The organism is Burkholderia sp. MSMB1826 (genome assembly GCF_001526325.1).
Lineage (GTDB): Bacteria > Pseudomonadota > Gammaproteobacteria > Burkholderiales > Burkholderiaceae > Burkholderia.
Map to the genome: position 1 here is coordinate 165,637 of NZ_LOYN01000044.1, position 12,259 is coordinate 177,895.

The following is a 12,259-nucleotide window of genomic DNA, read 5'->3' on the forward strand; positions in this document are numbered from 1 at the left end:
AAGCATGTTCCGCACGTTTACGCGATTCGATTCGGAGTCCTGCTTATTATGAAGATGCCCGACACGCATGCGGGGGCGGTCAGCGCCGCCCTCCCGATGCAATTGCGCTTCCCGTTGCTTTCAACCAGTCCTTGAACGCGCGTACGGCGTCGTCGTCCGCCCGCGCCGACGCCACATACGTGAAGTAGCGCCACGGCGGCAGCGCCGGTTCGCTGAACGGCTGAACGAGGCGGCCTTCGGCGATGTCGTCGGCCACGAGCGCGATCGGCCCCATCGCGACGCCGAGACCGTCGAGCGCGCCTTGCAACGTCAGGTAGAAATGCTCGAGCGTGAGCGAGTGCCGCGGAACGAGATTCGGGTGCCCGGCCGCGGCGAGCCATTCCGGCCACATGCCCGGATAGGTTGCCGCGTGCAGCAGCGTGAAGCCCGCGAGATCGGCGGGCGTATCCAGCGCCCGGCCCTCCAGCAACTTCGGCGCACACACCGGCAGACGGACTTCGGACAGGAATTCTTCCGCGACGTATCCATCGATGGCCTGCGGGCCGCCGCGAACGATCAGGTCGACCTTGTCGCGCAGCTTTTCGATCGGCTCGTTCGACGTCGACAGCCGCACCTCGATGGCCGGGTGCGCAACCTGGAACGACGACAGCTTGGGGACGAGCCAGCGCAGCGAGAACGTCGCGGGCGCGCTCACACGCAGTACGCGCTGCTGCGCGCGGCCGAAGTGCTGCGCGGTGGCGAGTGCGATCCGGTCGAACGAAGCGCCGACCTCGGCGAGGTACGCGCGGCCGGCCGCGGTCAGTTCGACGCGCCGGTTGTGGCGTTCGAACAGCGGCCGGCCGAGCCATGCTTCCAGTTGCTGCACATGCCGGCTGATCGCGCCGTGCGTGACGCACAGCTCGTCGGCGGCCAGCGTGAAGCTGCCGAGCCGCGCGGCGGCTTCGAACGCACGCAGCGAATTCAACGGAGGGAGTCGTCGGGCCATTGCATCGGTTCGCGTGAAATTTACTCACACGATGGTTCAGGTTTAATCGTTTGATCGGGCGATCCGGCTACGCCAATATGGCACACAAACGGCCGATCTGGGCTGAACGAGTGTCTGAATTTCTCACATGGAGTACGGAACATGCCGAACGTGGTGGTCGTGGGCGCCCAATGGGGTGACGAAGGCAAGGGGCGCATCGTGGATTGGCTGGCGGCGCAGGCCGATCTCGTCGCACGCTACAACGGCGGCCACAACGCGGGTCACACGCTGGTCGTCGGCGGTCGCACGTACAAGCTCGCGCTGCTGCCGAGCGGCATCGTGCGCGGCAAGCGCGGCGTGATCGGCAACGGCGTGGCGCTCGACCCGGAAGCGCTGCTCGCGGAAATCGGACGGATGGCCGCGCTCGGGTTGTCGGTGACGCCGGACAACCTGTCGATCGCGGAGAACGCGACGCTGGTGCTGCCGATTCACCGTGCGATCGATCAGGCGCAGGAGCGTTTGCGCCGCGAACCCATCGGCACCACGCTGCGCGGGATCGGGCCGGCCTACGAGGACAAGGTCGGGCGTCGCGGGCTGCGCGTCGGCGATCTTGCGGAACCGGGCGAGCTCGCAGCCAAACTCGACGTGCTCGTCGACCATCACAACGCGTGGTTCCGAGGCCTGGGGCTCGACGAGTACGATCGCGATGCGATGCGGGCGACGCTGGTTGCGCTTGCACCGAAGATCCTGCCGTTCGTGCGTCCCGTCTGGGCCGACCTCAACGACGCGACCGATCGAGGCGAGCGCATTCTGTTCGAGGGTTCGCAGGCCGTGATGCTGGACATCGACTGGGGCACGTATCCGTTCGTGACGTCGTCGGGCACCGTCGCATCGGCCGCGGCGGCCGGCACCGGGCTCGGTGCGGCGAAGCTCGGTCACGTGCTGGGTGTCACGAAGGCGTATGCGACGCGGGTCGGCGGCGGCCCGTTCCTCACCGAGCTGACCGATGCGACCGGCGAAACGCTGCGTGCGCGCGGACAGGAATTCGGCGTCAATACCGGCCGGCCGCGACGCTGCGGATGGCTCGATGCCGCGCAACTGCGTCAGGCCGTCAGGGTCTCGGGCATCGATTCGCTGGCGCTCACCAAGCTCGACGTGCTCGACGGCTTCGAGTCGATCGAGCTGTGCGTCGGTTACGAATTCGACGGCGTGCGTGTCGACCACCTGCCTGCGAGCCTCGATGCGCAGTCGCGCGCGAAGCCGCTCTACGAACGGTTCGAAGGCTGGCAAGGTTCCGTGAAGGGCGTGCGCGAGCGTGCGGCGCTGCCCCGAGCCGCGCAGGACTTCGTCGCGCGCATCGAAGCGGTGGCGGGTGCGCCGGTTTCGATGATCACGACCGGCGCGGAACGCGACGATACGATCGTGTTGCGCAATCCGTTCGATGCGGCGGGCGCCGCGTAACGCGCGAGACGCGAAGGGTGTCAATCGAGAGGGGGATCATGGTCGGCGGGTAGTTTTTGCCGACCGCTGCCGTTGGCCTGTCGGCACCTTCGATACGCATGTACGAGCGGCCCGGCAGCCCGATTCCGCATCCGGATCGGGCCGCATACGGCGAACTGGACATGCCTGCAACGCTGCTGTACTGTTCCGCACGATTCGCGCCAGACCGGCGTGTGCCGGCGCCGCCGGCACCCCGGCGGCACGGTGGCGCGACGTGACAATCCCGGGGACAGGTCGATGGACACGTTACAGATGATGCGCATTTTCGTCCGGGTCGCGGAGGAGGGCAGCTTCACGAGCGCGGCCCAGCGCCTGGACATCACGACGGCCTATGCATCGCGCTCGGTCGCGCAGCTCGAAACGCATCTGCGCACGCGCCTGCTCAACCGCAGCACGCGCCGCATCGCGCTGACCGACGCCGGGCAGCGCTATCTCGACCGCTGCCAGCGTATCCTCGGCTATATCGACGAAGCGGAAGCCGAGGCGGCCGATGCGCAGGCGAAGCCGTCCGGACGGTTGCACGTTCACGCGACGACGAGCTTCGGCCAGTCTTACGTGGTCCCCGCGGTCGTGCGCTACCGCGAGCGCTATCCGTCGGTCGCGGTCGAGCTGACGCTGTCGCAGCACGTGCCCGACATCATCGACGAAGGCTACGACGTGTCGCTGCAGTTGAGCACGACGGAGCTGCCCGATTCCGGGCTGGTGTCGCAGCGGCTCGGCGACGTGGGCAGCGTGTTGTGCGCATCGCCTGCCTATCTGAAGACGCGCGGCACGCCGCGCACGGTGAGCGATCTCGCCGGTCATGCGTGCCTGCAGATCGTCACGCCGCTTTTTCCGCGCGACCGCTGGCATCTCGACGGCCCGAACGGCCGCGAAACGTTCGAACTGCCGGTGCCCGATTTCCAGGTGAATATCGCCGATGCGCTCGGCGCCGCGCTGCGCGCCGGGCTCGGTATCGGCTCGCTGCCGATCCCGGCTGCGCTGCCCGCGCTCGCGAGCGGCGCACTGGTGCGCGTGCTGCCCGACTACCGGCTGCAGAAGCTGACGGTCTATACGTTGTATGCGTCGCGTCAGTATCTCGATGCGAAGATCCGCACGTTCGTCGATTTCCTGCGGGAATGCGTGCCCGAGCTGCTCGCCGCCGACGAGGCCGCTTTGAACGCTTGCTGCCCGTCCCGTCACTCCTGATAGACGCAAGGTCGGTGTCGTGAGTACCGCGCACCGTCTTGCGGCTCGACGTAATTGATTCGGAATCCTGCGTTAAAAGCGGGCAACGAAGGCACGTGCACACGGACGGTTCCTGACAACGCTGCTCGTGCTGCCGTCAAGTCCTTATGAAAACGCTTGCTTTCGATATCGAACATCGTTGGTTCGGCGTGCGGCGGCCGCCTTTTAGAATCGGTTCGACCTGATTCATCGCATGCGCGCGCTCCGCTCGCGCCCACTTCATCGAACCCGAAACGACATGGCAGATCGATACTCCAGTACCCGCCGCCGGCTGCTTCATGCCGGCCTGGCGATCGCGGCAGGCGCCGCCGCCCACCCGGGCCTTGCGCTGGCTGGCACGGCCGCTACGCGTACTTTGCGCATCGGTTATCAGAAAGGGCCGCTCAGCCTGCTGAAGGCGCGCGGCACGCTGCAGGGCAAGCTCGCGACACTCGGCGTGAACGTCACGTGGACCGAATTCCCGTCGGGCCCGCCGCAACTCGAGGCGCTGAACGCGGGATCGATCGATTTCGGCGATGTCGGCGAAGCGCCGCCGATCTTCGCGCTCGCGGCCGGCGCGCCGCTCGTCTACTACGCGCAGACGCCGGCCGGTCCGGCAGCCGAAGCCGTGGTCGTCGCGAAGGATTCGCCGGTCAAGACCTTTGCCGACCTGCGCGGCAAGCGCATCGCGCTGGTGAAGGGATCGAATACGCACTTCCTGCTGGTCCGGCTGCTGCAGGCCGCGAAGCTCGGCTATACCGACGTCACGCCGGTCTGGTTGTCGCCGTCCGATGCGCGGGCCGCTTTCGAGAATCGCTCGGTCGATGCGTGGATCATCTGGGATCCGTTTCTCGCAGTGGTCCAGCAGGCGTTCGGCGCGCGCATCGTCGCGGACGGTACCGGGCTCGTCGAGAACCGCGGCTACTACTTTGCGTCACGCACGTATGCGCAGCGCAATGCGGACGTGCTCGATGCGGTCGTGTCGGAACTGGCGACGATCCAGCGCTGGCTCGATGCGAACCGCGCGCAGGGCGCGGCCGAATTCTCGAAACTGTGGGGAATTCCGGAGCCGGCCGTGGCGCTCGCGTTTCGCCGCGCACGCTTCGGTGTCGAGCCCGTCACCCGCGACACGCTCGCGTACCAGCAGCGCATCGCGGACGTGTTCCATCAGGCCGGCATCCTGCCGAAGCGCGTCGACGTCAGCCTGGCTGCACCGCCCTCGCTCGCATGAGCCGGGAGCCGGCCCGACGAGCGGGTTCGCGATGAGCCGCGAACCCGTCGCGATATCCGTTCATGGCGCGACGCGCGACAGCGGTACGGCTTCGCCGCGCAGTCTCGCGACGTCGCGGCCCGGCGCGTCGCCGAACAGCCGCGCGTATTCGCGGCTGAACTGCGACGCGCTCACATAGCCGACGCTTCGGCACGCCTGCCGCGCGTCCATCGCCGCCAGGCACATCAGGCGGCGCGCCTCCTGCAACCGCAGCACCTTCTGGCATTGCAACGGACTCATCGACGTGACCGCACGGAAGTGATGGTGGAAAGTCGACGGGCTCATCTCCACCCGTCGCGCGAGCGCGTCGACCGCTATCGGATCGAGGTAGTGGTCGCGAATCCATGCGACGGCGCGCGAGATCCGTTGAGTCGTCGAACCGGCGTCGCCGATCTGCGCGACGCGCGCGCCCGACGGGCCGCGCAGCAGCCGGATGAGGATTTCGTCGACGATCAGCGGTGCGAGCAGGTCGAGGTCGTCGGGCTGTGCGATCAGTTGTATCAGCCGCGCGACGGCGTCGACGATTTCGGGCGTTGCGTCGAGCGTGTCGAGCGCGCGGTAGTCGACGGCTTTCGGCAGCCCGCGCGGAAAGACCACCGGCGTGAGCGCCGCGATGCGGCGCGGATCGAGCGCGAGTTGCGCGTAAAGGAACGGCTCGGCGGGGTTTGCGCGGGTCACGCGTCCGGTCACGGGCAGATCGGCGGTGGCGACCAGCATCCGCGATTCGTCGATCGGGTACGTCTCGTCGCCGACCCGCATCGACTTCGCGCCTTGCCCGACGATGCTCAGGCACGCGTGGTGCACGCCGTGGTTCCACTGCGGCGACGGCGCGTCAGCGCGCGCGACGCGCATGCCGCGCAGCGGGAGGTCGAACATGCCGTCGTGCGGCGCGTACGCGGCGATCAGCGCCGCGAGCCGGGCCGCGGGCGACCGGGCGCGCGGCCGAGCCTCGTGATCAGGCGGGTGGCGCGGTTGCGGCGGCGTTTCGGCGTCGATTTCCATGTTGCGTAAGCGGGTGGCGGCGTGGTCGATGCAATGGGCGCGGCTGCGATCCGCTGTCGAGGTGCAGGCACGGCGGTCACATCGTACGGCCAGTTGCGTGCGCGGGATTGCCTAAACCTGTCCGAAATTAGCCCGATCATCCGGACCTGCATGATTGGCGATCGTGCTGTCGTCGTTGCGCGGTGTGCGGCGCACAAATTCGGAAATTAAGGCAAAACAATCGCAGGATCGGGCAAGCCATTTTTCGGTGGTTTCCCTACCATTGCAGCTGCTGAAGGAAATGCGATTCAGCGCGCCCGGATGATGCGGGCAACCTCGTCCGCGTGACGCGCGGCCGCCGCCATGCCGCGTGCGTCGCCCCGCGAATCGCCGGAAAAGACTCAGGACTGCTATCGACCGATCGTGCATCGGGCTTGCCGAGGCCGGTTTGCGTCCGTTGCAAGCCGGCCCGTGCATGTCGCGCGTGCCGACCGACCCGGCCGAGCCGGTGTCGGTGCCGCCGCATTGGCCGGGCCGATGGGGCCGGCTGTGGCGCGGCGGTGGGGGCAGGCATACGGGCAGTCGTCCGCGCAGGGAAATCCGGACAAATGGACCAACTTCAATCGATTCGGGCATTCGTGACGGTGGCAAGAGAAGGCGGGTTTCGCCGGGCGGCGACGCGGTTGCGTGTGTCGACGGCGATGGCGAGCCGGCTGGTCGATGCGCTCGAAACGCGCCTCGGTGCACGCCTGCTTCAACGCAGCACGAGCCACCAGTCGCTCACGGAAATCGGCGAGCTGTATCTCGCGCGCGTCGAGCGGATTCTCGGCGCGATCGACGAGATCGACGGCCGCTTCGTCGCGATGGGCAGCAAGCCGGAAGGCGTATTGCGCGTGGCCGCGCCGGTCGCGTTCGGGCTCAGCCAGTTGAGCGCGTTGCTCGATCGCTTCGTGCACCGGTTTCCGGACGTGCGGCCGACCGTGACGCTGACCGATACCCACGTCGACCTGGCCGCCGAGGACATCGACGTCGCGTTCCTGACGGATGACATGCCGGTGTCCGGCGCCCATGCGCTGCATACGCTGGCCGCGTACGAATCCGTGCGGGTCGCGGCGCCAGGTTACGTCGCCGCGCACGGCGGCGCGGCTGCGTCGGGCGACTGGCCGGACATCGCGGCCGTGCGGCTGGAACTGCCGGCGACCGACGACGCTCACGCGGCCGGGATTCGATCCGGCGCGGCGCCCGGCAATACGGGCGTCGGCCATCTCGAGATGGCGCGGCGGCTGGCCGTGGCCGGCATGGGCGCGACGGTGCTGCCCGCGTATCTCGTCGACGCCGATCTGGCGGCCGGCACGCTGGTGCGCATTGCACCGGTCCACCCGCTCGCGCCCGTCACGCTGAAGCTCGCACATGCGCGCGCCGCGCGTTTGCCGGCCGCCGCGCGCGCGTTCATCGAATTCGTCGGCGCCGCGTTCCGGCCCGCGAGCCAGCGGCCAGGCTGAACCCGCGGCAACGCGATCCCGCCGGACCGCGGGTTCGCCGCTCTTTATCGGAAGCAGTTCGGCACACGAACGCTTCGCAGGGTGCAACGCACACCCGCAACACGCGTCCGCATCCGCGCTGGACAGGAAGCTGCAAGTCCGCCGCGCGTCAGGACCATGAGGAGATCTGGTGATTCCCATTGAAGGTCGTCTAATTGTGAGAGGTCGCTCCATGCGCGTCGAACGGGTTCCATACCGCTTAATCACCGCCGCAACGGCTGCCGTTTTCCTGGCCGCGTGCGGGAAAAAAGAATCGGCACCGCCGCCGCCAACGCCGGAAGTCGGCGTCGTCACCGTGCAGCCGCAAGCCGTGCCGGCGGTGGCCGAGCTGCCGGGCCGCACCAGTGCGTTCCTCGTCGCGCAAGTGCGTGCGCGGGTCGACGGCATCGTGCTGCGCCGTGAATTCACCGAAGGCACCGACGTCAAGGCCGGCCAGCGCCTCTACAAGATCGATCCGGCGCCGTACATCGCCGCGCTGAACAGCGCGAAGGCGACGCTGGCGAAGGCGCAGGCGAACCTCGTCACGCAGAACGCGCTGGTCGCGCGCTACAAGGTGCTGGTCGCGGCGAACGCGGTCAGCAAGCAGGACTACGACAACGCGGTCGCCACGCAAGGCCAGGCCGCGGCGGACGTCGCGGCCGGCAAGGCGGCGGTCGACACCGCGCAGATCAACCTCGGCTATACGGATGTCGTGTCGCCGATCAGCGGCCGCGTCGGCATCTCGCAGGTGACGCCGGGCGCATACGTGCAGGCGAGCCAGGCGACGCTGATGTCGACGGTGCAGCAGCTCGATCCGGTGTACGTCGACCTCACGCAATCGAGCCTCGAAGGGCTGAAGCTGCGTCAGGACGTGCAGAGCGGGCGTCTGAAGACGAGCGGCCCGGGCGCGGCGAAGGTGTCGCTGATCCTGGAAGACGGCAAGACCTACTCGGAGCCGGGCAAGCTGCAGTTCTCGGACGTGACGGTCGACCAGACCACGGGCTCGGTGACGATCCGCGCGGTCTTCCCGAACCCGGGCCGCGTGTTGCTGCCGGGGATGTTCGTGCGTGCACGGATCGAGGAAGGCGTGAACGAGAACGCGTTCCTGGTGCCGCAGATCGGCGTCACGCATGACCAGAAGGGTCAGGCAATTGCACTGGTCGTGACTGCGGCCAACAAGGTCGAGATGCGTCCGTTGACGACCACCGGCACGTACGGCCAGAACTGGATCGTCGAAGGCGGTCTGCAGGCGGGCGATCACGTGATCGTGCAGGGCGTCGACAAGGTGCGCCCGGGCGCGACGGTGAAGACCGTGGCCGCGCAGCTCGCTCCGGCGGCGGACGCCGCATCCGCCGCGCCGGCAAGCGCCGCGCCGGCGAGTACCGCGGCCCATGCCGCAGCGAGTTCGGCCGCCGCGTCGAGCGCGCAATAACAGGGAGTCCGTTTCATGGCCAAGTTCTTTATCGATCGCCCGATCTTCGCGTGGGTGATCGCGATCGTGCTGATGCTGGCCGGCGTCGCATCGATCTTCAAGATGCCGATCGCGCAGTATCCGACGATCGCACCGCCGACGATCCAGATCCAGGCGAACTATCCGGGCGCTTCCGCGAAGACGGTGGAAGACACGGTGACGCAGGTGATCGAGCAGCAGATGAGCGGACTCGACAACTTCCTGTACATGTCGTCGACGAGCGACGATTCGGGCAACGCGACGATCACGCTGACCTTTTCGCCGGGCACGAATCCGGACGTCGCGCAGGTGCAGGTGCAGAACAAGCTGTCGCTCGCGACGCCGAACCTGCCGCAAGTCGTGCAGCAGCTCGGCATGCAGGTCACGAAGTCGAGCAGCAACTGGCTGATGTGGTTCGCGTTCAACTCCGAGGACGGCCGGATGTCGAAGGAGGACCTGACGAACTACGTGGCGTCGCACGTGCTCGATCCGCTGAGCCGCGTCAACGGCGTCGGCCAGACGCTGCTGCTCGGTTCGCAGTTCTCGATGCGGATCTGGCTCGACCCCGTCAAGCTGACCAACTACAGCCTCACGCCGACCGACGTGACGGCCGCGATCACGCAGCAGAACGTGCAGATCGCGGGCGGCCAGATCGGCGGCACGCCGGCGAAGCCGGGCACCGTGCTGCAGGCGACGATCACCGAATCGACGCTGTTGCGCACGCCCGAGCAGTTCGGCAACATCCTGCTGAAGGTCAACCAGGACGGCTCGCAGGTTCGCCTGAAGGACGTCGGCCGCGCGGCGCTGGGTTCGGAGAACTACACGTTCGACACGAAGTACATGGGGCAGCCGACGGCCGGCCTCGGCATCCAGCTCGCGACCGGCGCGAACGCGCTGGCGACCGCGAACGCGTTGCGGGCCAAGATCGACGAGCTGTCGAAGTATTTCCCGCATGGTCTCGTCGTGCACTACCCGTACGACACGACGCCGTTCGTGCGCCTGTCGATCGAGGAGGTGGTCAAGACGCTGATCGAGGGCATCGTGCTCGTGTTCCTCGTGATGTATCTGTTCCTGCAGAACCTGCGGGCGACGATCATCCCGACGATCGCGGTGCCGGTCGTGCTGCTCGGCACGTTCGCGATCATGGGCGTCGTCGGTTTCTCGATCAACACGCTGTCGATGTTCGGCCTCGTGCTCGCGATCGGCCTGCTGGTCGACGATGCGATCGTGGTGGTCGAGAACGTCGAGCGCGTGATGGCCGAGGAGGGGCTGTCGCCGAAGGAGGCGACCCGCAAGGCGATGAGCCAGATCACCGGCGCACTCGTCGGCGTGGCGCTCGTGCTGTCGGCGGTGTTCGTGCCGGTGGCGTTCTCCGGCGGCTCGGTCGGCGCGATCTATCGTCAGTTCTCGCTGACGATCGTGTCGGCGATGGTGCTGTCGGTGCTGGTCGCGTTGATTCTGACGCCGGCACTGTGCGCGACGATCCTGAAGCCGGTCGAAAAGGGGCATCACGAAGAGAAGAAGGGTTTCTTCGGATGGTTCAACCGGACCTTCGATCGCAGCCGCGATCGCTACACGGGCGGCGTGAACCACGTGATCCGGCGCTCGGGCCGCTGGCTCGTGATCTATCTCGCCGTGTTCATCGCGGTCGGCGTGATGTTCGCGCGCCTGCCGAAGTCGTTCCTGCCCGACGAGGACCAGGGCTACATGTTCATGATCGTGCAGACGCCGTCGGGCTCGACGCAGGAAACGACCGGCAAGACGCTCGACAACATCAACACGTACCTGACCACCGCCGAGAAGGATGTGGTCGACTCGGTGTTCACGGTCAACGGTTTCAGCTTCGCGGGCCGCGGCCAGAACGCGGGCCTCGTGTTCGTGAAGCTGAAGCCGTACGAGCATCGCCAGCGTTCGGACCAGAAGGTGCAGGCGCTGATCGGCCGGACCTTCGCGCACTACTCGCAGTACAAGGACGCGATGGTGATTCCGTTCAACCCGCCGTCGATTCCCGAACTCGGTACCGCCGCCGGCTTCGACTTCGAGCTGACGGACAACGCCGGTCTCGGCCACGATGCGCTGATGGCCGCGCGCGGCCAGTTGCTCGGGATGGCCGCGAAGGATCCGGCGCTCGCGCTGGTCCGCCCGAACGGCCTGAACGATACGCCGCAGTACAAGGTCGACATCGATCGCGAGAAGGCGAACGCGCTCGGCGTGACGGCCGCGGCGATCGACCAGACGTTCTCGATCGCGTGGGCGTCGCAGTACGTGAACAACTTCCTCGACACCGACGGCCGGATCAAGAAGGTGTACGTGCAGGCCGACGCGCCGTTCCGGATGACGCCGGAAGACATGAACATCTGGTACGTGCGCAACAGCGCGGGGGGGATGGTGCCGTTCAGCGCGTTCTCGACCGGCCACTGGATCTACGGATCGCCGAAGCTCGAGCGCTACAACGGCGTGTCGTCGATCGAGATCCAGGGACAGGCCGCGGAAGGCAAGTCGACCGGCCAGGCGATGGCGGCGATGGAAGCGCTCGCGAGCAAGCTGCCGGAAGGCATCGGCTATTCGTGGACGGGGCTGTCGTTCCAGGAAATCCAGTCCGGCTCGCAGGCGCCGATCCTGTACGCGATCTCGATCCTCGTCGTGTTCCTGTGTCTCGCGGCGCTGTATGAAAGCTGGTCGATCCCGTTCTCGGTGATCATGGTCGTGCCGCTCGGCGTGGTCGGCGCGCTGCTCGCGACGATGCTGCGCGGCCTCGAGAACGACGTGTTCTTCCAGGTGGGCCTGCTGACGACCGTGGGCTTGTCCGCAAAGAACGCGATCCTGATCGTCGAGTTCGCGCGCGAGCTTCAGGCAGGCGGGAACATGGGGCCGGTGCGTGCGGCGATCGAGGCGGCGCGCCTGCGGCTGCGCCCGATCCTGATGACGTCGCTCGCGTTCATGCTGGGCGTGCTGCCGCTCGCGGTTAGCAACGGCGCGGGCTCGGCGAGCCAGCACGCGATCGGCACGGGCGTGATCGGCGGGATGATCACGGCGACGTTCCTCGCGATCTTCATGATCCCGATGTTCTTCGTGCGGGTTCGCGCGATCTTCGGCGGCGAGACGGAAAACGTCGACGACGCATGGCGTCTCGTCCAGGCCGATCTGCAGCGCGGCCGCGACGACGCACACGATTCGAAGGGGCAGTAACGATGCAAAAACACGCTTTGACTGCAATCGCAGTCGCGCTCCTTGCCACGGGGTGCACGATGGCGCCGCATTACAAGCGGCCCGACGCGCCCGTCGCGCAGGCGTACCCGGCCGGCGGCGTCTACGCGACGCAGCCGGGCGCGGCCGGCGCGCGCAGCGCGAACGGCCAGGCGGCCACC

The 12,259-nt window shown here is 67.4% G+C and carries 8 protein-coding genes and 1 pseudogene; 7 read left to right on the plus strand and 2 right to left on the minus strand.

Annotated elements, in window-relative coordinates:
* Window positions 1-79: 79 nt before the first annotated feature.
* A complete protein-coding gene (gene gcvA, locus WS95_RS26250) occupies window positions 80-985 on the minus strand; it encodes a transcriptional regulator GcvA (protein ID WP_059826932.1) in 906 nt (301 codons plus the stop codon).
* A 141-nt stretch (window positions 986-1,126) separates the two neighbouring features.
* Between gcvA and WS95_RS26255 the strand changes: the two genes are divergently transcribed.
* The 3 genes from WS95_RS26255 to WS95_RS26265 all read left to right on the plus strand — a co-directional run bounded on the left by WS95_RS26255 (window position 1,127) and on the right by WS95_RS26265 (window position 4,901).
* The gene (locus WS95_RS26255; RefSeq protein WP_034208833.1) at window positions 1,127-2,425 is read left to right on the plus strand and encodes an adenylosuccinate synthase; all 1,299 of its coding nucleotides are present in this window, start codon (window positions 1,127-1,129) and stop codon (window positions 2,423-2,425) included.
* A gap of 276 nt (window positions 2,426-2,701) precedes the next feature.
* Window positions 2,702-3,652: a LysR family transcriptional regulator gene (locus WS95_RS26260; protein WP_059790278.1), complete on the plus strand. Its 951-nt coding sequence runs from the start codon at window positions 2,702-2,704 to the stop codon at window positions 3,650-3,652.
* A gap of 277 nt (window positions 3,653-3,929) precedes the next feature.
* On the plus strand, window positions 3,930-4,901 hold the full coding sequence (locus WS95_RS26265) for a sulfonate ABC transporter substrate-binding protein (RefSeq protein ID WP_034208831.1): 972 nt from the start codon (window positions 3,930-3,932) through the stop codon (window positions 4,899-4,901).
* Between the two features lie 60 nt (window positions 4,902-4,961).
* Here the strand turns inward: WS95_RS26265 and WS95_RS26270 are convergent, their stop codons facing one another.
* The gene (locus WS95_RS26270; RefSeq protein WP_059826934.1) at window positions 4,962-5,942 is read right to left on the minus strand and encodes an AraC family transcriptional regulator; all 981 of its coding nucleotides are present in this window, start codon (window positions 5,940-5,942) and stop codon (window positions 4,962-4,964) included.
* Window positions 5,943-6,529: 587 nt separating this feature from the next.
* Between WS95_RS26270 and WS95_RS26275 the strand changes: the two genes are divergently transcribed.
* From WS95_RS26275 to WS95_RS35170, 4 genes and pseudogenes are all read left to right on the plus strand, one after another.
* On the plus strand, window positions 6,530-7,423 hold the full coding sequence (locus WS95_RS26275; protein WP_059782025.1) for a LysR family transcriptional regulator: 894 nt from the start codon (window positions 6,530-6,532) through the stop codon (window positions 7,421-7,423).
* 211 nt (window positions 7,424-7,634) lie between these two features.
* Entirely contained in the window at window positions 7,635-8,873 is a 1,239-nt protein-coding gene (locus WS95_RS26280) for an efflux RND transporter periplasmic adaptor subunit (RefSeq protein WP_059826936.1), read from the plus strand.
* Between the two features lie 15 nt (window positions 8,874-8,888).
* Window positions 8,889-12,080 (plus strand): efflux RND transporter permease subunit, encoded by a 3,192-nt coding sequence (locus WS95_RS26285; protein ID WP_059826938.1) that lies wholly within the window; start codon window positions 8,889-8,891, stop codon window positions 12,078-12,080.
* Between the two features lie 2 nt (window positions 12,081-12,082).
* Window positions 12,083-12,259: pseudogene (locus WS95_RS35170) on the plus strand (multidrug transporter); the annotation flags it as partial.